At 62.5% G+C, this 22,856-nt stretch carries 20 protein-coding genes and 1 tRNA gene; 11 read left to right on the top strand and 10 right to left on the bottom strand.

All coding sequences use genetic code 11. The features are described from left to right. Positions 1-200: 200 nt before the first annotated feature. The 5 genes from lexA to hpxZ all read left to right on the top strand — a co-directional run bounded on the left by lexA (position 201) and on the right by hpxZ (position 3,773). Positions 201-860, top strand: coding sequence for a transcriptional repressor LexA (lexA, locus tag ACMFWR_RS11190; protein WP_413191750.1), 660 nt, complete (start codon positions 201-203; stop codon positions 858-860). A 110-nt stretch (positions 861-970) separates the two neighbouring features. Continuing rightward, a complete protein-coding gene (locus ACMFWR_RS11195; protein ID WP_413191751.1) occupies positions 971-1,477 on the top strand; it encodes a hypothetical protein in 507 nt (168 codons plus the stop codon). A gap of 429 nt (positions 1,478-1,906) precedes the next feature. Next, positions 1,907-2,590, top strand: a complete 684-nt coding sequence (locus ACMFWR_RS11200; protein ID WP_413191752.1) for a cysteine hydrolase family protein — start codon at positions 1,907-1,909, stop codon at positions 2,588-2,590. A 59-nt stretch (positions 2,591-2,649) separates the two neighbouring features. After that, positions 2,650-3,330: a cysteine hydrolase family protein gene (locus tag ACMFWR_RS11205; protein WP_413191753.1), complete on the top strand. Its 681-nt coding sequence runs from the start codon at positions 2,650-2,652 to the stop codon at positions 3,328-3,330. Then, entirely contained in the window at positions 3,327-3,773 is a 447-nt protein-coding gene (gene hpxZ, locus ACMFWR_RS11210) for an oxalurate catabolism protein HpxZ (protein WP_413191754.1), read from the top strand. The genes ACMFWR_RS11205 and hpxZ overlap by 4 nt, the downstream gene beginning before the upstream one ends. Before the next feature lie 156 nt (positions 3,774-3,929). On the opposite strand, the gene ACMFWR_RS11215 is transcribed toward hpxZ, so the two are convergent. From ACMFWR_RS11215 to ACMFWR_RS11255, 9 genes are all read right to left on the bottom strand, one after another. After that, the gene (locus tag ACMFWR_RS11215; RefSeq protein ID WP_413191755.1) at positions 3,930-5,027 is read right to left on the bottom strand and encodes a DUF484 family protein; all 1,098 of its coding nucleotides are present in this window, start codon (positions 5,025-5,027) and stop codon (positions 3,930-3,932) included. Positions 5,028-5,379: 352 nt separating this feature from the next. Further along, a tRNA-His gene (locus ACMFWR_RS11220) sits at positions 5,380-5,455 on the bottom strand. A 182-nt stretch (positions 5,456-5,637) separates the two neighbouring features. Then, positions 5,638-6,633 (bottom strand): tRNA dihydrouridine(20/20a) synthase DusA, encoded by a 996-nt coding sequence (gene dusA, locus ACMFWR_RS11225; RefSeq protein ID WP_413191756.1) that lies wholly within the window; start codon positions 6,631-6,633, stop codon positions 5,638-5,640. 293 nt (positions 6,634-6,926) lie between these two features. Then, positions 6,927-7,925: an NADP-dependent oxidoreductase gene (locus ACMFWR_RS11230; RefSeq protein ID WP_413191757.1), complete on the bottom strand. Its 999-nt coding sequence runs from the start codon at positions 7,923-7,925 to the stop codon at positions 6,927-6,929. 54 nt (positions 7,926-7,979) lie between these two features. Continuing rightward, entirely contained in the window at positions 7,980-8,423 is a 444-nt protein-coding gene (locus ACMFWR_RS11235) for a PaaI family thioesterase (RefSeq protein ID WP_413191758.1), read from the bottom strand. A gap of 13 nt (positions 8,424-8,436) precedes the next feature. Beyond that, entirely contained in the window at positions 8,437-8,745 is a 309-nt protein-coding gene (locus ACMFWR_RS11240; RefSeq protein ID WP_413191759.1) for a Dabb family protein, read from the bottom strand. Positions 8,746-8,870: 125 nt separating this feature from the next. Further along, the gene (pncA, locus tag ACMFWR_RS11245; RefSeq protein WP_413191760.1) at positions 8,871-9,512 is read right to left on the bottom strand and encodes a bifunctional nicotinamidase/pyrazinamidase; all 642 of its coding nucleotides are present in this window, start codon (positions 9,510-9,512) and stop codon (positions 8,871-8,873) included. 65 nt (positions 9,513-9,577) lie between these two features. After that, complete coding sequence (locus tag ACMFWR_RS11250; protein ID WP_413191761.1) at positions 9,578-11,662, bottom strand: 3-hydroxyacyl-CoA dehydrogenase NAD-binding domain-containing protein; 2,085 nt, start codon at positions 11,660-11,662, stop codon at positions 9,578-9,580. Between the two features lie 179 nt (positions 11,663-11,841). Next, positions 11,842-13,488, bottom strand: a complete 1,647-nt coding sequence (locus ACMFWR_RS11255) for a 3-(methylthio)propionyl-CoA ligase (RefSeq protein ID WP_413194852.1) — start codon at positions 13,486-13,488, stop codon at positions 11,842-11,844. A 208-nt stretch (positions 13,489-13,696) separates the two neighbouring features. On the opposite strand from ACMFWR_RS11255, the gene ACMFWR_RS11260 reads away from it, so the two are divergent. The 6 genes from ACMFWR_RS11260 to ACMFWR_RS11285 all read left to right on the top strand — a co-directional run bounded on the left by ACMFWR_RS11260 (position 13,697) and on the right by ACMFWR_RS11285 (position 18,447). Then, the gene (locus ACMFWR_RS11260) at positions 13,697-15,196 is read left to right on the top strand and encodes a protein adenylyltransferase SelO (RefSeq protein WP_413194853.1); all 1,500 of its coding nucleotides are present in this window, start codon (positions 13,697-13,699) and stop codon (positions 15,194-15,196) included. Between the two features lie 252 nt (positions 15,197-15,448). Next, positions 15,449-15,853 (top strand): peptide-methionine (R)-S-oxide reductase MsrB, encoded by a 405-nt coding sequence (gene msrB / locus ACMFWR_RS11265; protein WP_413191762.1) that lies wholly within the window; start codon positions 15,449-15,451, stop codon positions 15,851-15,853. 185 nt (positions 15,854-16,038) lie between these two features. Continuing rightward, positions 16,039-16,569, top strand: coding sequence for a septation protein A (locus ACMFWR_RS11270; RefSeq protein ID WP_413191763.1), 531 nt, complete (start codon positions 16,039-16,041; stop codon positions 16,567-16,569). Positions 16,570-16,571: 2 nt separating this feature from the next. Beyond that, a complete protein-coding gene (locus ACMFWR_RS11275) occupies positions 16,572-16,856 on the top strand; it encodes a BolA family protein (protein WP_413191764.1) in 285 nt (94 codons plus the stop codon). A gap of 10 nt (positions 16,857-16,866) precedes the next feature. After that, positions 16,867-17,661, top strand: a complete 795-nt coding sequence (locus tag ACMFWR_RS11280) for a peptidylprolyl isomerase (protein ID WP_413191765.1) — start codon at positions 16,867-16,869, stop codon at positions 17,659-17,661. 261 nt (positions 17,662-17,922) lie between these two features. After that, positions 17,923-18,447 carry a nucleoside deaminase gene (locus tag ACMFWR_RS11285; protein ID WP_413191766.1) on the top strand — a complete coding sequence of 175 codons (525 nt, stop codon included), beginning with the start codon at positions 17,923-17,925 and terminating at the stop codon, positions 18,445-18,447. 190 nt (positions 18,448-18,637) lie between these two features. Here the strand turns inward: ACMFWR_RS11285 and purL are convergent, their stop codons facing one another. Then, positions 18,638-22,687, bottom strand: coding sequence for a phosphoribosylformylglycinamidine synthase (gene purL, locus ACMFWR_RS11290; RefSeq protein ID WP_413191767.1), 4,050 nt, complete (start codon positions 22,685-22,687; stop codon positions 18,638-18,640). Positions 22,688-22,856 lie beyond the last annotated feature (169 nt).

Here is a 22,856-nt window from a genome sequence, read left to right on the forward strand (position 1 = left end):
ACGAATTAATACTTATTCTTTTATAACTAATTACGTCTATAGAAAAAATTATCGTGGTTTTCGCAGAGAAAGCTTGAATTGTTTTCGACACTGTATAAAACTACAGCCATCTGTTCATCCATACAGTGCCGTGTCGTGCCTTGCGTCAACGTGGTCTGGGGCAGTCGCGCGGTGTGCTTTGCAGTGCTTTCATTGACACCATGGTCAAATTAACCGCACGACAACAGCAGGTATTCGATCTCGTACGCCGCACGATCGAGCGGTCGGGCTTTCCGCCGACACGCGCCGAGATTGCCGCTGAGCTCGGCTTCAGTTCAGCGAATTCCGCGGAAGAACATCTGCGCGCACTCGCCCGCAAGGGCGTGCTTGAGCTCGCGGCTGGCGCTTCGCGCGGCATCCGGATCAAGCCCGAAGCGCTCGACGATTTCGACAGCCCGCACCAGTTCACGCTGCCGCACCCGGCGATCCAGCAGCTGTCGCTGCCGCTGGTCGGCCGCGTCGCAGCAGGCAGTCCGATCCTCGCTCAGGAGCATGTTCAGCAACACTTTGCCGTCGATCCGTCTCTGTTCAGCGCGACACCCGACTACCTGCTCAAGGTTCGGGGGATGTCGATGCGCGATGCGGGGATCTTCGATGGCGATTTGCTGGCCGTGCAGCGCAAGAACGAGGCACGTGACGGGCAAGTCGTTGTCGCTCGACTCGGCGACGACGTGACCGTCAAGCGCTTCCGCCGCCATCCGAGCGGCATTGAACTCGTGGCCGAAAACCCCGATTTCCCTTCCATCATGGTTGCCGCGGGACGCGACGACTTTGAACTTGAGGGCATTGCGGTCGGGTTGATTCGGTCGGGAGATTTCTGACGCGTTTTTGACCCGCTTCTAACCCCGTACTGACAGCTGGCCACATAGGCTGTCGCGCTTTGCGCGACGGCCTGGGCGAAGTCGTCTCTTTTGAAACTGAGCGAAGGGCAATGACCATGCATACCACCACGCAAGCCAAACACTCGCCGACCTCGTCGCGCATGGTGCGCAGCACCCGGTTGATGCAGTCCATTGTTCGCTCGCTCGTTCAGACTTGCATCCGCACGACCGGTCAGGCACAGCGCGTTGCCACCGCACGCGCCGCTGCGGCCCGCGCGGGTGCTGCACGGGCGGCCGTCCAGGCGGCCGTCCGCTCGGTGACTCCGGTGTACTCGACCAGCGGCAGGTCAGCGAAGGCCAGTGCGCCCCTGCGCGGCGCACACGCAGCGACAGGGGCGGAATCGGCTTCGCTCGCGGCGTCGCCGTTGCCGACCACGACGCCCGCGTTTGCCCGGGTCTCGTCGCGCCGTGGCGCGTTGCCTGTCACGCAGAATCCGGTGCGCATCTATTCGACGCCATCGCGCACGGTGATGGTCGGCAATCTGTCTGAAGTCTCGCGTTTGCTGGATCTGTCTATTGAACGTGAGCGTGCCCGCCTCGTGCCGCAGGTCTCGTGACGTTCAGACGCCGACGTCACGTAACATCGCCCCATAGATTCGTAGCACGTCTGCGCCTTTGCAGTGCGCGCAGCACCAATCGGTCACGCGACGGGCACCACGAGATGCCAGCCGCGCGTTCGGTCCTGATCACTTCCGCCCGCTCTCTCGGTCTGCAGACGCGCCTCTGTTAAGTCGCGCGTTTGCCCGACGTCCCCGCGCAGCATGACTTTTGCGGCCGTTCGCCGCACCTTCCCAAGCCTTCCTGACTTCGCATACACGCGATTGGCATATGCCTTGCATCGCGATGCGCGCCATCTTGTACACAAATTTCGCACCAAGATGCGGCATGCGATCGCCTGCGCCTGGTTACGCGATACATCTGGTCGCAGGTCTGCGCTCCATCCTGCAGTTTTCCGTTCTCAATTCTTAGAAGAAGGAGTGTTGTCGATGCCCCTCGCCTCTGTCATAGCCGACCCCTACGCCTGGCCGTACGACGGAGCGTTCTCGCCCGACGACACGGCGCTGATCGTGATCGACATGCAGACGGATTTTTGCGGTGTCGGCGGGTACGTCGACTCGATGGGCTACGACATCGCACTGACGCGCGCCCCCATCGAACCGATCCGCAGCGTGCTCACGCGCATGCGCGCATTGGGCTTCACGATCATTCACACACGCGAAGGCCATCGGCCGGACTTGTCGGACCTGCCGGACAACAAGCGCTGGCGGTCGCGCCGCATTGGCGCGGGGATCGGCGACGCGGGGCCCTGCGGGAAGATCCTCGTGCGCGGCGAGCCCGGCTGGGAGATCATCCCCGAGCTCGCCCCGCTCGACACCGAGATCGTGCTCGACAAGCCCGGCAAGGGATCGTTCTGTGCCACGGACCTTGAACTGATCCTGCGAACCAAGGGCATTCGCAATCTGATTTTGAGCGGCATCACGACCGACGTCTGCGTGCACACGACGATGCGCGAGGCCAACGATCGCGGCTTCGAGTGCCTGCTGCTCGCCGACTGCTGCGCGGCGACCGATCCGTCGAACCACGCGGCGGCGCTACATATGGTCAAGATGCAAGGCGGCGTATTCGGTACGGTGTCCGATTCCACGGCATTGCTTCGCTCGCTCGGCTGAAGCGTCAAGTGCAGTCCCCGGGTCGTTGTGAGGCCCGGCAACCTCATAGGAGCCACGCCATGATCACCATCGATGCCCAGCCTTACGCATTCCGGTTCGACCCCGAGTCGACGGCCATCGTATCGATCGACATGCAGCGCGACTTTATCGAGCCCGGCGGGTTCGGTGCGACGCTCGGCAACGATATCCGCCATGTCGCCGCGATCGTGCCCAAAGTCGCTTCATTGCTCGCGTGGGGCCGCGCGCTCGGGCTCACGATCGTGCATACGCGCGAGGCGCATCTGCCGGACTTGTCGGACTGTCCGCCGGCAAAGCGCCTGCGCGGTAACCCGAAGATTCGCATCGGCGATCCGGGACCCATGGGACGCCTGCTGGTACGCGGTGAACCTGGCAATCAGATCGTGCCGCAAGTCGCACCGCTGCCCGGGGAACTCGTGGTCGACAAGCCGGGCAAAGGCGCTTTCTATGCGACGACGCTCGGCGCCATGCTCGAGGCACAAGGCATCAAGCGCCTGATCGTGTGCGGCGTGACGACCGAAGTGTGCGTGCAGACGACGCTGCGCGAAGCAAACGATCGGGGCTACGAATGTCTGCTCGTCGAAGATGCGGCGGCGAGCTATTTCCCCCATTTCCACACGCAGACGCTTGAGATGCTGCGCTCGCAAGGCGGCATCGTCTGCTGGACAGCGCCGCTGTCGACGCTGCTGCCTGTGACCCTTGAGCTGGAGACTCGTTCATGAATGCACCGGTCGAAACCGTTGCGTCGTCCGACCGCTCGACCCATGCGGGCGACGTCGATCTTGCGAAGGTCGCCGCCGAAGTGCGCGCGGTCTTCGATGCGTACGAAGCGGCCCTTGTCGGCCACGACAACGCGGCCTTGTGCAACTTCTTCTGGGACAGCCCGCATACGATTCGTTACGGTGTCGCCGAGCACTCGCATGGCATCGACTCGATCCGCGCGTTTCGTGCCGACGCGGCGCCCGTCCACCCTCAGCGCCGCCTGCGCGACACGACGATTACTGCGTACAACGCCGATACCGCGAGCGCCTGCACGCAGTTCATGGCGCCCGATACGACCTTGATCGGCCGACAGTCGCAAACGTGGGTCCGGTTTCCGGAAGGCTGGAAAATCGTATCGGCTCATGTGAGCAACGTGAATCCCGATCGGCTCACGGTCTACTAAGCCACGCGGCCTTGAGTCAGGATGGCGAGCGCAAGCGGTACCCGGTACGCGATGCATCGTGTATCCGGAGTCCGGTGCGTGCGAAGTGCCACGCGTTCGAAGTGCTATGCATTCGAAGTGCCATGCCTATGACGACGTTGAATGCGTCGTCCGCGCTTACGGTTCGATATCGACGATTTCGACGCAATTGCGGCCATTGTGCTTGGCCAGGTACATCGCCCGATCGGCGGCGGCAACGAGCGCGACGGCACTGCTCATCGGATTTGTCGCGTCGGCAAATCGCAGCAGTGCAATCCCGACTGACACGGTCAGTGCCATGCGACCGCCGTTGTCATCGAGCACATCGAGTTCGTTGACGGCCTTGCGGATCCGCTCCGCGACCGCGAGTGCGCCGACGCGGTCGGCCTGAAGCAGCAGCCCCGCGAACTCTTCACCGCCATAGCGTGCGAGCGTATCGGCCAGGCGCATCTGTCGACGTGCAGCGCGTGCGACGGCCACCAGTGCGCGATCGCCGGCGGCGTGTCCGTGCAGGTCGTTGATGTGCTTGAAGTGATCGATATCGAAGAACACACAGGCGAGCGGCGAACCATGACGCGCGGTTCGCGTGATCTCTTCGCGCAAGCGTTCGTCAAAGTAGCGACGATTCGCGAGATCCGTAAGCGGGTCCGTCAGGCCGATACGTTTGAGACGTTCGCGGTGCGCGACGTTGTCGAGGCTGGCCGCCGCAATCGTCGAAAAGCGCTCGAGCAGGTCCGTCGCCATGCCTTGCGCGAAGCGGTCCGGATCTTCGCTTGCCAGACAGAGGAAGCCCACCGGCACGTCTTTGCTCAACAAAGGCAACACGATCATGCTTTCGACGGTGATGGCGCCGAACATCGACAACAGCGTGCCGCCCAGATTGCCGTGATCGGGCATGCCGAGCCAGGGCTGTCCGTTGTCGAGCGCCTCGACGAGATCGGGATCGTGCCGGGTGCCGAGCTGGAGATACTCGCTCGCCGCTTCGCGCATGGCGTCCTGGCCGAGCAGCTCGCCGACCACTTTGGAATTTTCATCGAGCCACAGACCGACCCAGGAGAGCGCAAAGTCAACCGGTAGCCGGCCGAACAAAGTGTCGAAATACTCGGTCAGTGTCTGCGCGCTGATCAGCGCGAGCTCAATGTGCTGGAAGCGCTTGAGCGTCGTTTCGTTGCGCTGGACTGTCTGTACGAGCAGTCGCAGGCGGTCGGCCAACACCGATTCGGTGGGTTCGTTCATGACTCGAGCGTATGCCGAACGCGGTAGGCGACGCTTTCCGCGGCATGGCATTCAATAAAAGGTGCCACTGGTTTGCAATCGAACGGTGGCAGCCGAATGCATGTGCATCGATGCATGACGTTCAACGCCTGCGCCATATGCGATACATGCGATGCACTCAGACGACGGCTCCGCACAGCTGCTTCCAGATCTTCACTATTGAATGCGTTAACGGCAGAAACACGTACAAATTTACTGATCCGTACGCGTGCACGTAGCAGATTCGCAGGACGAAAAAAAACCTCGCATAAGCGAGGTTTCGTTTTCGCTGATCCATCTGCGACAGATCAAGCTTGCATCGAACAGTATCAAGTGGGGTGACCGATGGGACTCGAACCCACGACGACTGGAATCACAATCCAGGACTCTACCAACTGAGCTACGGCCACCACTGTCCGACAATTCCTTGATTTCGCCTGTGCGGCTCGTCAAAGAGAAAGCGATTATACAAACTCGTTTGGGGTTTTGCTAGTGCTCTTTTCAATGAACCTTAAATTTTTTCGATTCACCGAACATCAGAACCACCTCGTGCACCGCGTCACGCACCTCAACACCCACCTCACCACGCCGCTTACGCCGCAACTTCGTCCGTGAGGTAACGGCGTGCCTCGTCGAAAATCGACAGGTCGCCCTTCGACAAGCGCTTGCTGTCAGAGAGCGTGCGTCGCCAGCCACGCGCTCCTGCTTCGCCCTTGTGGAGGCCAAGCATATGCCGCGTGAGTGCGCCGAGGTAGTGCCCGGCCGCCAGTTCCTTCGCGGCGTAGTCGGCCATCCCCGCTTCAATATCGGAGCGCGTCAACGTCGACACGGCCGCGCCGTAAAAACGATGGTCGACATCGGCGAGCACCCACGGGTTGTGATACGCCTCGCGGCCCAGCATCACGCCGTCGACGTGCTTGAGATGTTCTTCCGCTTCGTCGAGCGACTGGATCCCGCCGTTGATCGAGATTTCGAGCGCCGGGAAATCGCGCTTGAGCTGATACGCAAACTCGTACTTGAGCGGCGGGATCTCGCGATTCTCTTTCGGGCTCAGGCCCTTGAGGATGGCGTTGCGCGCATGCACGATAAAGACATCGCAGCCCGCGTCGGCAATCGTGCCGACAAAGTCGCGCACAAAGCCGTATTCGCTGACGTCGTCGATCCCGATGCGATGCTTGACCGTGACCGGAATCGACACAACGTCACGCATCGCCTTGACGCAGTCCGCAACCAGTTTTGGCTCCGCCATCAGGCAAGCGCCAAACGCGCCGCGCTGAACGCGCTCGGAAGGACAACCGCAATTGAGATTGACCTCGTCATATCCCCATTGCTCGGCAAGCGTCGCGCATTTGGCAAGATCGGATGGCTCGCTGCCACCCAGCTGGAGCGCGACCGGATGTTCCTGATCGTTGAAGTCCAGGTGTCGGGGCACGTCGCCGTGCAGCAGCGCACCGGTGGTCACCATCTCGGTGTACAGCCAGGTGTGCCGCGAAATCAGGCGGTGAAAATACCGGCAATGCCGGTCGGTCCAGTCCATCATCGGCGCAACGGAAATGCGCCGGGGGCTTGGCCGGAGGGTTGAAGTCATACCAGTCGATCAAAGCATGCGCAATGCGCGCCAACCCGACAGTATAGGCCAGCTCGCGTGCCGCCGCCGGAAAGCGGCCCGGACAGGAGCCGGCATCCGGCGTCTGACATCCTGCACTGGGCACTGGGCACTGGGCACTGGGCACTGGGCACTGGGCACTGGGCACTGGGCCCTCGGCCCTCGGCGTCCCGCAGGCGGTCGACTGGGGCAGCACCTGGCGGCACGTGTCGCTAATGGGCCGTCACCCATCCGGCATCCGCCCCCACGCCCGACAACGGCCCGCCCCGCTCGCCTCAGATCAGCTTGACGAGCTGCTTGCCGAAGTTGCGTCCCTTCAGTAATCCGATAAAGGCTTCGGGCGCCCGCTCGATGCCCTCGGCGATCGACTCACGATAGTTGAGCTTCTTCTGCGCGACGAGCGTGCCGAGATCCTTCAGCGCGTCCGGCCACACTTCCATGTGTTCGCTGACAATGAAGGCTTCCATCTTGAGTCGCGAAACCAGGAACAGCTGCGGCTGCTTGATCGGCACCGGCTCGCCGTCGTAGCCGGCGATCATGCCGCACAGCGCGATGCGGCCGAAGGCATTCATGCGCGCGAGCACGGCGTCGAGTACCGCACCGCCGACGTTTTCGAAGTAGCCGTCGATACCCTTCGGCGCGGCAGCCTTGAGGTCATCGCGCAGATTGTTCTTCTTGTAGTCGACGCATGCATCGAAGCCCAATTCATCGATGACGTAGCGGCATTTGTCCTCACCGCCAGCGATCCCGATGACACGGCAGCCCTGCGCCTTCGCGAGCTGGCCGACCGCGCCACCGACGGCACCGGCGGCCGAACTCACCGCCACGGTATCGCCCGCCTTCGGGGCAATGATTTTGTTCAGGCCGTACCAGGCGGTGACGCCCGGCATGCCGACGGCACCCAGATAGGCTGACAACGGAACGTGCGTTGTGTCGACCTTCTTCAGTGCGGAACCGTCGGACGTGCCGAACTCCTGCCAGCCGAAGAACCCGACAACCTTGTCACCGACAGCGAACCGATCGTTTTTCGACTCGACCACTTCACCCACTGTGCCGCCGAGCATGACCTCGTTGAGCGGCTGCGGCACGGCGTACGACTTGCTCTCGTTCATGCGCCCGCGCATATACGGGTCGAGCGAGAGGTAGTGATTGCGCACGCGGACCTGACCATCGGTGAGCGGTGCAAGCGGTGTCTCGACGAGTTTGAAGTGCGTCGGTTCAACCTCGCCTTCGGGTCGTGCTGCCAGCACGATCTGACGATTGATTTCGGCCATGAGTGTCTCCGTCTCCGTTCTTAAACGGTGTCTGTGTTGTTATCCGATCTGTGACTAAGGCGCATCACCACCGGGTTGCGGCTGCTCGACGATCGTGCGACCCACCGCGAGCTTGCGAAGATATTTAAACGTTCCGACGGCCTTCGCGACAAACGCGCCCGTCTCGTCGCGGACCTCGCCTTCGCAGAACGCCATCGTGCTCGACTGATGCATGACACGGCCATGCGCGCGAAGCTCGCCCTTGCCCGGTTGCATGAATGTCGTATTCAGCTCGACCGTCACGACGCCCGACGCGCCGCCCGCACTGCGCGCAGCCAGCGACAACGCCACGTCGAGCAGCGTCATCGTGAGGCCACCGTGGGCCACGCCCCACGTATTCAGGTGCATCTGCTCGAGTGCGACGCGCACTTCGCTGACACCCTCATCCGCACGAACGAGCTTGAGTCCGAGCGCATCGATAAACGGGCTGCGGACCGGAAAATCAACAAACTGTGTCATCGGCAGGTTCAGTTCAGAGTTCGATCACATAGTCGACGCACTGACGCGTCTCGCGGACCTTGCCGATAAATGCCTTGGCCTTCTCATGTTCGGGGTGAATCTGATACGCATTGAGCGCCGCGGCATCCTTGAACGTCGACACCAGCACGACATCGTAGGTCGACTCCTCGCCAGGCGCGGCGATACCGACCTGGAATTCATGCGTACCCGGCGCCACGTTGCTGCAGTTCTCGAGCAACGCGCGCATCTTCTGCGCGTTCTGCGCACGCGTGCCGCCCTCGGCCTCTTCCTTGAGCTTCCACATCACAATATGTCGAATCAATCTGTTCACCTGTTCGTTGCCGGGTCACGTGTCCGATGTGTTTCTGTCGCGAATACAACGCGTGACTCGGCCCCTGCGATGTGTGAAGTACGGTTCGTCGCGAGTCGTCGCGGTTCGTTGAACACTCAGACGACTGCCGTTTCGCCCATGACCTCATCGACGAGCAAACGCTCGACGCCGAGATCCGTGAGTTGAAGCCATGCCGCTTCAAGCGAGCCATCGAGATCGATCGGCCGGCTCGCATCTTCGATCAGATACGACTCGAAGCCGCATGCGCGCGCATCGAGTGCGGTCCACGCAACGCAATAATCCGTCGCGAGGCCACAGCAGAACACCCGCTTGACGCCGGTCTCCCGCAAATAGCCCGTCAGTCCCGTCGGCGTCTTCCGATCCGCTTCGACAAACGCCGAATAGCTGTCGACGTTCACGTGATGCCCTTTGCGAATCACGAGCCGCGCATGCGGAATCGACAGATCATCGTGAAGCGCCGCGCCGCGCGTGCCCTGTACGCAATGCTGAGGCCAAAGCACCTGTTCGCCATAAGGCATATGCGCACGCGAAAACGGCTGCTTGCCCGGATGACTGATCGCGAACGAGGCGTGATTGGCCGGATGCCAGTCCTGCGTGAGCACGACGTGCGAAAAACTGGCGGCGAGACGATTGATCGGTGCGACGACCTCATCGCCAAAAGGCACGGCAAGCGCGCCTCCGGGCATAAAGTCGTATTGCACGTCGACGACCAGCAACACATCGCTCGACGGTCGCATCGGAACTCCTTTGATCTGAATAAAACGGGAAACGCGCCAGCGGCGAGCCCACCCGTCTCAACCGATCATCCGTTGAAGCGGCGTCCCTCGCCTGCGAGCCGCGTCAGCAGCGGCGCGGGCTTCGACCAGAATTCGTCGCCCGTAGCCGCAGCATACCGCTCCATGGCCTGTTTGACATGACCGAGCCCGACCATATCGGCGTAAAGCATCGGGCCGCCGCGGAATAACGGGAAGCCATAGCCCGTCAGATAGACCATGTCGATATCCGACGCCTTTGATGCGATGCCTTCCTCGAGGATCTTCGCGCCTTCGTTGACGAGCGCAAAGACGAGGCGTTCGACGATTTCGGCATCCTCGAGCGTCCGACGCGCGGTGCCCGCCTCGGACGAATACGCGACGATCATGTCGTCGACCATCTTCGACGGATGCGCATTCCGGTCGCCCGGCTGATAGTCGTACCAGCCGCCGCCGGTCTTCTGGCCGAAACGGCCGGCTTCGCAGAGCCGGTCGGCGATCTTCGAATAGACGATGTCCGGATGCTCGACGGCGCGGCGCTTGCGAATGGCCCAGCCGATATCGTTGCCGGCCAGATCACTCATCCGGAACGGTCCCATCGCAAAACCGAACTGCTCGATGGCTCGATCGATCTGCTCGGGCAGCCCGCCCTCCTCGAGCATCTCGAGCGCCTGACGCACGTACTGCTCGACCATGCGGTTGCCGATAAACCCGTCGCACACACCCGACACGACCGCCGTCTTGCGAATCTTTTTCGCGAGCGCCATGACAGTCGCGAGCACATCCTTCGCCGTCTTCTCGCCGCGTACGACTTCGAGCAGCTTCATGACATTCGCCGGGCTGAAGAAGTGCATGCCGACGACGTCTTCGGGACGTTTCGTGAATGCGGCGATCTTGTCGAGATCCAGCGTTGACGTGTTGGAGGCCAGGATCGCGCCCGGCTTGGCGATCGCATCGATCTTCTCGAACACCTGCTGCTTGACCGACAGCTCCTCGAACACGGCCTCGATGATCAGATCGGCTGTCTTCAGGTCGTCGAACGCCAGCGACGGGCGAATCAGCGCCATGCGCGATTCGAGTTGCTCGGCAGTCAACTTGCCATTCTTGACGTTGCGCTCGTAGTTCTTTCGAATCGTCGCAAGGCCGCGATCAAGCGCTTCTTGTTTCGTCTCGACGAGCACCACGGGAATGCCGGCGTTGATGAAATTCATCGTGATGCCGCCGCCCATCGTGCCCGCGCCGATCACGCCGACTTCGCGCAGGGTCCGCAACGGCGTGCTCGACGGCACATCGGGTATTTTCGAGGCAGCGCGTTCGCCGAAGAACGCGTGACGCAAGGCATGGCTTTCAGGCGAATCGAGCAACGCGATAAAGCCGTCGCGCTCGCGAGTCAGGCCGGCGTCGAAGCCATGGCGCAGGCCGTGTTCGACCGCGTCGATGCACTTGCCGGGCGCCGGGAAACGCTTGGCAATGGCGGTAATCTCCTGGCGTGCGTGCGTGAGTACGGCGTCGGCGTTCGGCGCATCGATCTCGCGATCGCGCACGCGCGGCAGCGCGCCTTGTGCGCCGGCCTTGCGGGCAAATTCCACGGCGCCGGCGATCAGATCGCCTTCGATGATCGCGTCGAACAGCTTTCCATCCGCGAGCTTGGTCGCGGCAACCGGATCGCCCGTGACGATCATCGTGAGCGCGCGCTCGAGACCGACCGCGCGAGGCAATCGCTGCGTGCCGCCGGCACCCGGCAGCAAGCCGATCTTGACCTCGGGCAATGCCACCTGCGCATCGGGTGTCGCGACACGGTAGTTCGCGCCGAGCGCGAGTTCGAGGCCGCCGCCCATCGCGAGCTTGTTGATGGCCGCGACGATCGGCTTCTTGCTCGCCTCAACCGTCGCGATCACCGTGTGGAGATTGGGCTCGGCGATCGCCGCCGGCTTGTTGAATTCGGTGATGTCCGCGCCGCCCGAGAATACCGAGCCTGCGCCCGTCAGCACGATGGCGACGACCTGCGCGTCGTCTTGCGCGCGCTGGATCGCATCGACAATGCCGGTGCGCGTGGCATGGTTCAGGCCGTTGACCGGCGGGTTTTCAAACGTTACGACGGCTACGCCATCCTGGATCGCATACGCCACGGCCATCTGTCTTCCTCCATGCCCCACGGGCCTTTGATCCCGCCGCTGTCGGCGGGCACGCTAGCATCGCACACACGCTTCGGATTGGGGACGGCGGATCTGCGCCCGCTTGGTCCACTCCCTGAACGCCCAATCGAATGGACCCAAGCATAACGAGAAAAGCACGATCGTTCAATTGTGTTTTTCTACTGTGACGCTCCCGCGTGCTGGACGAGGTAATCGGCAAACCTTTCGCGAAGCTTGAACTTGAGGATCTTGCCCGTCGCCGTATGGGGAATTTCGTCGACAAAGACGACTTCGTCGGGAATCCACCATTTCGCGACCTTGCCCTCGTAGAACTTGAGCAATTCCTCGCGCGTCACCGTCGCACCCGGCTTGCGCACGATGACCAGCAGCGGGCGTTCGGCCCACTTCGCATGGTGGGCCGCGATGCATGCCGCCTCGGCCACGCCGGGGAATGCGACGGCGATGTTCTCGACGTCGATCGAGCTGATCCACTCGCCGCCCGACTTGATCACATCCTTGCTGCGGTCCGTAATCTGCATATACCCGTCGGGATCGATCGTCGCGACGTCGCCGGTCGGGAACCAGCCATCACGCAGCGCCGAGTCCGGGTGATTGAAATACCGCTCGCAGACCCAGTGCCCGCGCGCGTACAAATCGCCAAACGCCACGCCATCCCACGGCAGATCGTTGCCGTGCTCGTCGACGATCTTGATATCGGCGCCAAACAGCGTGCGGCCCTGCTTGCGCAACGCCGCCTCCTGCGCGGAGGCCGACTGTTCGGCAAGACCGGAAGTCAGGTTACCGACCGTCACGATCGGCGAGGTCTCCGACATACCCCAGCCATGAATCGCCTGAACACCGTACTTCTGCTGGAACGCGTCCTGCATCGCGGGCGGCAGCGCGGCGCCGCCCACGAGCGTGCGTTTCAAGGTCGAGAACCGTACGCCCGCCTGTTCCATATAGTTGAGCAGCGCGAGCCAGACGGTCGGCACGCCGGCGGTGAATGTCACCTTCTCGCTTTCGATCAGTTCATAGACCGATGCGCCGTCGAGTGCGCGGCCCGGCAACACCATCTTGGCCCCGGCGGCTGCCCCCGAATACGGAATCCCCCATGCATTGACGTGAAACATCGGCACGACCGGCAGCACGACTTCCCGGGACGAGATGCCGAGCGCATTCGGGCCCGCACTGACGAGTGCATGGAGCACATTGGAGCGATGCGAATACAGCACGCCCTTCGGATGCCCCGTCGTGCCCGACGTGTAGCACAAGCCGCAGGCGGAACGTTCGTCGAGCAACGGCCATGCGTAGTCGCCCGACTCGGCCTGCACGAGATCTTCGTAGCACTCGACTGGCGTCTTCATCTCCGGCATGGATGCGCGGTCGGTCATCGCGACCCAGTGACGCACCGACGGACATTGCGGCGCAAGCAGGTCCACAATGCCCGCAAACGTGACGTCGAACATCACGACACCATCCTGGGCGTCGTTGACGATAAACGTCAGTTGCTCGCAGAACAGGCGCGGATTGATGGTATGGACCACGGCGCCGCTGCCCGATACGCCGTAATAGGCTTCGAGGTGCCGATAGGTGTTCCAGGCGAGCGTGCCGACGCGGTCGCCTGCCTGCACGCCGAGGCGGGCGAGCGCCTGGGCAAGCTGACGTGCGCGCCGTTCGCAGTCGCGCCATGTGTACCGGTGAATCGCGCCGTCCTCGACGCGCCGGGTCACGATTTCCGTATCACCGTTGTGCCGCGCCGCATGCGTCAGAAGCTCGGACACAAGCAGGGGCATCTCCATCATCTGGCCCGTCATCGGGCCCGTCATGTCGCCCGTCATCTCGCCCGTCGGCGGGCTGGCCATTTGCGGGCGCTCCGTCAGCATCGTCATCGTTATTCTCTCCGTGAGCCCGTTGAAAGGCGCGCGCCCGTCGACAGGCCCGAACCCCTGGAATTGCGGCGCCAGCGCGTGCCGGCCAAGCGACTTACAATAGCCAGTCCCCAGTTGTCGCATGAATAGTCGTTTTCCCGAAGCCATGCTCTCCACTCCAGTTCTCCCGTTCGATTTGCGTTCCGAAGGCTCGTTCAGTGCCCTCGGCAGCGCCTTCTACACACGACTGCCGGCCACGCCGTTGCCGTCGCCCTATCTCGTCGGTTTTTCGAGCGAGGCTGCGGCATCGATCGGGCTTGAACCCGACGCGTTCGAGCGCGACGGGTTTGTCGAGACAATGACCGGCAATCTGACCCGCGAACTGGACGCTGAGTCGCTTCCGATCGCCACGGTCTACTCCGGACACCAGTTCGGCGTCTGGGCAGGCCAGCTCGGCGACGGCCGCGCGCTGATGCTCGGCGAGATCGCCGGCCCCGAAGGGGTTCAGGAAGTTCAACTCAAGGGCGCCGGGCTCACGCCGTATTCGCGCATGGGCGACGGACGCGCCGTGCTGCGCTCGTCGATCCGCGAGTTTCTGTGCTCTGAAGCGATGCACCACCTCGGCATTCCGACCACGCGCGCGCTCTGCGTCACCGGGTCCGATGCGCCTGTCAGGCGTGAGGAAATCGAAACCGCCGCCGTCGTCACGCGCCTGGCGCCGAGCTTCGTTCGCTTCGGTCACTTCGAGCATTGGTACGCGGCGGACCGCCCCGACCGCATCCGTGAGCTTGCCGACCATGTGATCGACCGGCACTACCCGGCCTGCCGCGACGCGCAGAACCCGTACCTCGCGATGCTGGCTGAAGTCGTCGAGCGCACGGCCGTCATGGTGGCCCACTGGCAGTCGGTGGGTTTCTGTCATGGCGTCATGAACACCGACAATATGTCGATCCTCGGCCTGACCATCGACTACGGCCCTTACGGCTTTCTCGACGGTTTCGATGCGAACCACATTTGCAACCACAGCGACGCACAGGGCCGCTATGCGTACCAGGCGCAGCCGCAGGTCGCGTACTGGAACCTGTTCTGCCTCGCGCAGGCCATGCTGCCGCTGCTGGGTGAGGGTCAAGCCGGTGTCGAGGCCGCCCAGGGCGTGCTCGAGACATACCGCACGCATTTCCCGCGTGCGCTCGACCGGCTGCTGCGTGCCAAGCTCGGCTTGCACGAGGTTCGCGAAAGCGACACCACGCTCGTCAATGATCTGTTCAAGGTCATGCACGACAATCGCGCGGACTTCACGCTGACGTTCCGCAATCTGTCGCGGATCGCGCGCGATGGCGCCCACGCCGATGCGCCGGTACGCGATCTGTTTCTCGATCGCGCGGCGATCGACGCATGGCTAAGCGCCTACCGCACCCGCCTGCAGGACGAGACGCAAGACGATGCGGCCCGCGCGACAGCGATGAACCGCGTGAACCCCAAGTACGTGCTGCGCAATCATCTGGCCGAGACAGCCATCCGCGCGGCGAAGGACAAGGATTTCAGCGAGCTCGCGCGACTGCTCGATGTGCTGCGCAAGCCATTCGACGAACAACCCGGCAACGAGGCCTACGCCGCGTTGCCGCCGACATGGGCGAGTTCGCTCGAGGTCAGTTGCTCGTCTTAGACCGAAGCAAACTTAAGTACGAAGCACAGCGACGCGACAGATCCATCGATGCCGTATCCGCTTGCAGTACCCACTTGTAAGACCCGCTTGCAGGCCCCACTTGCAAAAGCTGTTCGCAGGCGCTGTTTGTAAGACCGGCTTGCAAGACCTGTGTGTCCTACCCGCTTGTCAGACCCGCTTGTCAGATCCGTTTGTAAGGTTTGGGCATGTCGACCGACTAACAGGAGCATGCCTTACTTTGAGAGACCGACCATGAGCAACACACCGACCAAGACCGACGCCGACTACAAACGTGACCTGTCCGATATCGAATATCAGGTGACCCGTCACGCGGCGACCGAACGCGCCTTCACCGGTCGCTACTGGGACCATTGGGAAAACGGGGTCTACAAGTGCGTATGCTGCGGCGCCGCGCTGTTCGAATCGGACAACAAATTCGACGCAGGCTGCGGGTGGCCGAGCTTCGATCGCCCGCTAAACGGCGAGCTGATCGACGAGCATCGCGACATGTCGCACGGCATGGTCCGCGTCGAAGTGCGCTGCAAGGTGTGCGACGCGCACCTGGGCCACGTCTTCCCGGACGGACCGACCGACACGGGTGATCGCTATTGCATCAATTCGGCTGCGTTACAATTCGAGCCCGGCAGCCAGAAATAACGATTGCAACGTCCGGCCGACGGCCGGCTTGCAACGCATGCATCGCCCCGGGGTCGTTCCCGGGATGATGCATGCGCGAAGTCTTGCGACACCCGACATCCGATGCTGCGTGCCTACCCGGCACGCAGTGCCTCGCTCGATGGGCCGTTGCGCAGCGGTATCTGGCAGCCGTTACCGGACACCGCATGAAACTCTTATTCGATTTCTTTCCGATCATTCTGTTTTTCGTCGCCTACAAGCTGACGAATATCTACACCGCCACGGCGATTGCAATCGTCTCCTCGCTTGCACTGATCGCGTGGGTCGCCTTCCGGCACCGCAAGGTCGACCCGCTTCAATGGGTCAGCCTGATCGTCATTGTCGTGCTCGGCGGCGCGACGCTCGTCCTGCATGACGACCTGTTCATCAAATGGAAGCCCACGGTGGCGTACTGGCTGTTTGCGGTCGCACTCGGCGTCTCGCGCTTCGGTTTCGGCAAAGACCTGCTCAAGACGACCATGGGCAAGGAACTCAAGTTGCCCGAGCCCGTCTGGACGCAACTGACGCTCGCCTGGGTCGTCTTCTTCGCGCTGCTCGGCGTCGTGAACCTTGTGATCCTCTATCACTTCTCGACCGACGTCTGGGTCAATTTCAAGCTGTTCGGCGGCATCGGCTGCATGGTCGTGTTCGTCATCGCCCAAAGCCTCTGGCTCGCGCGCTATCTCAAGGAGGAGTGATCATGCCCTCGATGTCGACCGATGCAATCGAAGCTCGTTTGAAGGCTGCGCTCTCCCCCTCGCACCTCGCGATCGAGGACGACGGCGCCCGCCATGCGGGCCATGCCGGCGCGGCTTCCGGAGGCCATTTCAATGTCACGATCGTGACGGAAGCGTTCGCGGGCAAGACGCGCGTAGCGCGACATCGGCTGGTGTATGATGCGCTGGCCGATGCGATGCAGAATGGTATTCATGCCCTCGCGATCGCCGCATACACCCCCGAAGAATTCAACAATCTGCCTCGTTAGGAATCACGTCATGAGCTTCAAGAACGTCCGACTGTGGATCAGCACGGCCGCTGTCGTCATCGCTGCGGGTGCCGCCACTTCCGCGTTCGCGCAAAACATTGCTGTCGTGAATGGCACACCCATTCCGAAAGCACGCGTCGATGCCCTCGTCGCCGAACTCGTCCGCCAGGGCCAGACGGATTCGCCGCAATTGCAAGCCGCTGTTCGCGAAGAGCTCGTGAACCGCGAAATCATGATGCAGGAAGCCGAGAAGCGCGGCGTGCCGAATGACCCGAGCGTCAAGGCGCAAATGGCGCTCGCCTCGCAAAGCGTGGCGATCCGCGCGCTGATCCAGGACTACATCAAGAACAACGCGCCGACCGACGCCGAACTTCGCGCGAAGTACGATGAGGCCGTCAAGCAGGTTCAGGGCAAGGAATATCACCTGCACCACATCCTCGTCGACAACGAGCAGCAAGCGAAGGACATCATCGCGAAGCTCAAGGCCGGCGGTAACTTCGACGACCTCGCGAAGCAATACTCGAAGGACACGGGTTCGGCCGCGCATGGTGGCGACCTCGACTGGGCAAATCTGCAAAGCTATGTGCCTGAGTTTGGCGATGCCGCGCAGAAGCTGCAGAAAGGCCAGATCACCGATACGCCGGTTCACTCGCAATTCGGCTGGCACGTGATCCGCCTCGACGATATCCGCGACGTCAAGGTGCCGCCGTTTGAAGACGTCAAGGCGCAGCTCGCACAGCAAATGCAGCAGGAAAAAGTGCAGGCCTGGGAACAAAGCCTGCACACCAAGGCGAAGATTCAGTAATCGGATTTTGCGGGCCAGGCCCGCGAACGATGCAGTCAAAGAAGGCAGCAACCTCACGGTTCGCTGCCTTTTTTATTGGCCGCCTTCGTTGTCCGCTTCGTTGGCCGCGTTTATTTATCGCATTGATTCGCCACGTCCGAATCGCGCACCGATAGCCTTAGCGCGTTGTATTCGATGCTGATGCGCACTATAAGCACCGCTAGCGCGCAGCACACGTGAACCGTCGGACAATGCGGACTTCGCCCATCCGATCACGCCATCATGACCGCGACCGCTGCTTCGACACGACCCACCCCGCCCGGTGCTGATCCGACGCATGAACAGATGATCCGGCATCTGCGGCGCACGAGTGAGATCGCCGAGCGTGCCGTGCGTTTCGGCCATCACCCGTTCGGCGCGATTCTGGTTGCGCCCGATCACGAAACCGTTCTGATCGAGCAAGGCAACGTCGACACGGTGAACCATGCGGAATCCGTGCTCGCACGCACCGCCGCGACGAACTTTTCTGAAGACTTCCTCTGGGGCTGCACGCTCTATACGAACGTCGAGCCGTGCTGCATGTGCTCGGGCACGATGTATTGGGCCAATATCGGACGCCTCGTCTATGGCGCCGACGAAAAGGACTTGCTCGCCGCAACGGGTTCCCACGACGAGAACCCGACCATGTCTTTGCCCTGCCGAACCGTGTTCGATCACAGCCAGAAGGCGATCAAGGTCTTCGGGCCGTTTCCCGAACTACACGACGAGATCGCTCGCATGCAAAACGCATTCTGGGCCGCCCGATAATAAAAAAGCCCGCACGTCGTTGATGACGTCCGGGCTTCTTTGCCATATCCGCGGTATTCGCTAATTCACTCGCATTCGGTAGATCCGCGATATTCGCTCAACCACCCAAATTCGGTCAATCAGCGGTATCGGCGCTGACGGGCACGACACGCATCTGCCGCGCCCGCGTCCGCCATCTGCTATCGCTCGATCAGCCGACCCACTTGCGTGCGTTGCGATACATGCGCATCCACGGGCTGTCGCCTTCCCAATCCGACGGGTGCCAGCTCATCTGCGCCGTACGGAAGACACGCTCCGGGTGCGGCATGATGGCCGTGAAGCGGCCATCGGCCGTTGTCACGCCCGTCAGCCCCTTGGCTGAGCCGTTCGGGTTGAACGGATAGCGCTCGGTGATCGCACCGCGGTTGTCGACGTACCGCAGCGCGGTCGCGACATGCGCCTGATCGCCCTGCGCCGCGAAGTTCGCATAGCCTTCGCCATGCGACACGACCACCGGAATCTCCGAGCCCGCCATGCCATCGAAGAAGATCGAAGGCGATTGCTCGACAACAACCATCGACAGGCGCGCTTCGAACTGCTCGGACTGGTTGCGCGTGAACTTCGGCCACGCATCCGCGCCCGGAATCATCGAAGCGAGACTGCTCATCATCTGGCAGCCATTGCAGATGCCCAGCGCGAACGTGTCGCCGCGCGCGAAGAACGCCGCGAACATATCGGCGAGCACCGCGTTGAACCGGATCGTCTTGGCCCAGCCTTCACCGGCTCCGAGCACATCGCCGTACGAGAAACCGCCGCAGGCCACGAATCCGGCGAATTCCGACAGGTTCGCACGACCGCTAAGCAGGTCGCTCATATGCACGTCGCGTGCTTCAAAGCCCGCGCGGTCGAACGCATAGGCCTTCTCGATATGCGAGTTGACGCCCTGCTCGCGCAGCACCGCCACCTTCGGGCGCTTGCCCGTGGCGATAAACGGCGCGGCGATATCCGCCTTGATGTCGAACGACAGCTTCGGCGTCATGCCCGGGTCAGCTGCATCGACGATCGATTCGAACTCGCTGTCCGCACAGGCGGGGTTGTCGCGCAGCCGCGCGATGCGCCACGACACTTCAGTCCACGCCTGCTGAAGCAGCACGCGCGTAGCCGAGTAGATCTTCTTCGCGTCGCGATAGATTTCGATGTCGTCGGCGTCGTTGGGCTTACCGATCACATGGCTGCATGCGCTCAGACCATACTCGCGCAGCACGCCCATCACCGCATCGCGATCCGACGCACGAACCTGGATCACCGCGCCGAGCTCTTCGTTGAACAGCGCGCGGATCGTACGATCGTCGCGGCGACCTGACGTCTGCTTCGCCCAGTCCTTCGCATCGCCGTAGTCCGACTCGTGCGCTTCGTCGAGCGTGAGCATGTCGACATTGAGCGACACGCCGACGTGACCTGCGAAGGCCATTTCGGCCACGGTCGCAAACAGACCGCCGTCCGAGCGATCGTGATACGCGAGCAGCTTGCCGTCGCGGTTGAGCGACTGGATCGCATTGAAGAAACGCTTGAGGTCTTCGGGATCGTCGACGTCCGGCGCTTCATTGCCGACCTGCTGCGTAACGTGGGCCAGAATGCTGCCGCCCAGGCGCTGCTTGCCGCGGCCGAGGTCGATCGCGATCAGCACCGTATTGATTTCGCGGCTCAGCTGGGGCGTCAGGTGACGGCGCACATCTTCAACCGGCGCGAACGCCGAGATGATCAGCGACACCGGCGACACCACTTCCTTCGCCACGCCCTGTTCATCCCACTTCGTGCGCATCGACAACGAATCCTTGCCGACCGGGATGCTGATACCGAGCGCCGGGCACAGCTCGAGCCCGACGGCCTTGACCGTGTCGAACAGCGCGGCGTCTTCACCGGGGCTGCCGCAGGCCGCCATCCAGTTCGCCGACAGCTTGAGCTTGCCAAGCGACTCGATCGGCGCCGATGCGATATTCGTGATTGCCTCGCCCACCGCCATGCGGCCCGACGCCGGTGCGTTGATCACGGCGAGCGGCGTGCGTTCGGCGATGGTCATCGCCTCGCCACGATAGCCGCTGAAATCGAGCGTCGTGATCGCACAGTCGGCGACCGGCACCTGCCACGGACCGACCATCTGATCGCGCACCGACAGGCCGCCCACCGCGCGATCGCCGATCGTGATCAGGAACGACTTGCTTGCGACCGTCGGGTGACGCAGCACAGCCAGTGCCGTATCGCCGAGTGACAGGCCCGTGACCTCGACCGGCGCGAAGTTCGGCTTGATGCGGCGAACATCACGGTACATGCGCGGCGTCTTGCCGAGCAGCACGTCCATCGGCATATCGACGGGGTCCTTCTCGTTGGCATCGGCCGCGACCAGCTTGAGCTGCTGTTCGTCGGTGGCCACACCGACCACGGCGACCGGGCAACGCTCGCGCGCGCAGATCGCTTCGAACGCAGGGAGGCTTTCCGGGGCGATCGCGAGCACGTAGCGTTCTTGCGCTTCGTTGCTCCAGATTTCGCGCGGTGCGAGACCCGACTCTTCGAGCGGCACGCGCGTGAGTTCGAACCGCGCGCCCTTGTTCGCGCCGTCGACGAGTTCGGGGAACGCGTTCGACAGACCGCCGGCGCCGACATCGTGAATACTCAGGATCGGATTCTCCGCGCCCATCTGCCAGCAGACGTTGATCACTTCCTGCGCACGACGCTGGATTTCGGGGTTGCCGCGCTGAACCGAATCGAAGTCGAGTTCAGCCGAGTTCGCGCCCGTTGCCATCGAACTTGCGGCGCCGCCGCCCAGGCCGATCCGCATGCCGGGGCCGCCGATCTGGATCAGCAGCGTGCCCTCGGGCAAGTCGTTCTTGTGCGTGAGGCCTTCGGAGATATTGCCGATGCCGCCCGCAATCATGATCGGCTTGTGATAGCCGCGAACCGTACCGCCAACGTTCTGCTCGTAGACGCGGAAATAGCCGCCGAGGTTCGGCCGGCCGAATTCATTGTTGAACGCCGCGCCGCCGAGCGGGCCTTCGATCATGATCGACAGCGCCGATGCGATACGGTCAGGACGGCCGTACGGCTTGGCCGCGGTCTTCGCGCTCGGGTTGCGTTGCGCGTACGGAATCGACGCGTCGAACGCGGTTTCCCATTCGCTATTGAGTTCCGACAGCTGGAGGTTCGACACCGAGAAGCCGACCAGACCCGCTTTCGGCTTCGCACCGCGGCCCGTCGCGCCTTCGTCGCGGATTTCACCGCCCGCGCCCGTCGATGCGCCCGGGAACGGCGAAATCGCGGTCGGGTGGTTATGCGTTTCGACCTTCATCAGCGTGTGCATCACGCCATCGGCACGCTGATAGCCACGACCGTGGTCGGCGGCACCGGCCGGGTACCAGAACTCTGCTGCGCCGCCTTCCATGACGGCCGCATTGTCCGAATAGGCCACGATCGTGCCTTCGGGATGCTGCTGATGCGTGTGCTTGATCATGCCGAACAGCGACGTCGATTGCGCTTCGCCATCGATCGTCCACTGTGCGTTGAAAATCTTGTGACGGCAGTGCTCGCTGTTCGCCTGCGCGAACATCATGAGTTCGACATCCGTCGGATTGCGCTTGAGCTGCGTGAACGCGTCGACCAGATAGTCGATTTCGTCGTCCGCGAGGGCCAGACCGAATTCGGCATTCGCCTTTTCGAGCGCCGCGCGACCCTGACCCACGATATCGACCGACTCCATCGGACGACCCGGCAGTTCGTCGAACAGGTGCGCCGCGTCTTCACGCTTGGCGATCACCGTCTCGGTCATGCGGTCGTGCAGCGCCGAAGCGAGCGGAGCCCGCTTTTCCGCCGCGACCGGCTTGGTCTTGCCAATCAGCTTGCCCAGGCCTGCCTTAAGCGTGATCGTGTATTCGATACCGCGTTCGATGCGGCGCACATTGGTCAGCCCGCTGTTGTGCGCGATATCGCTGGCCTTGCTGGCCCACGGCGAGATCGTGCCCAGACGCGGCACGACGAGAAACGCTTCGCCCCCCTTCAGGTGCGGCTCGAACGGATCGCCATACGACAGTAACGCGCTCAGCCGGTCCCGATCCGCATCGGAAAGCGGCGCCTGGCTGCTGACGAAATGCACATAGCGGCCCTCGACATCGGCCACTTCAGGGTCGAGCGCTTGCAGCGTAGCCAGCAGGCGGGTCTTGCGAAAATCGGAGAGGGCGGATGCGCCGGCGAAATACGAGAAGTGAGCCATGAGGTGCGAGCTTGGTCGAAGCGGCTGAAAAGACGGGCGCCCTGTCACAGCGCGGCCGGTGGGCCGTGCGCGGCAGTCTGGAGAGACCGAGATTATACCGTGTGATATGTAACAACGTCGCCTCGTCACTCGGTCGGCATGTTTTGCCGGCACGTTTGCGCTGACCGGT

It is taken from the genome of Pararobbsia alpina, from assembly GCF_965118125.1.
In the GTDB taxonomy this organism is placed as follows: Bacteria; Pseudomonadota; Gammaproteobacteria; order Burkholderiales; family Burkholderiaceae; genus Pararobbsia; species Pararobbsia alpina_A.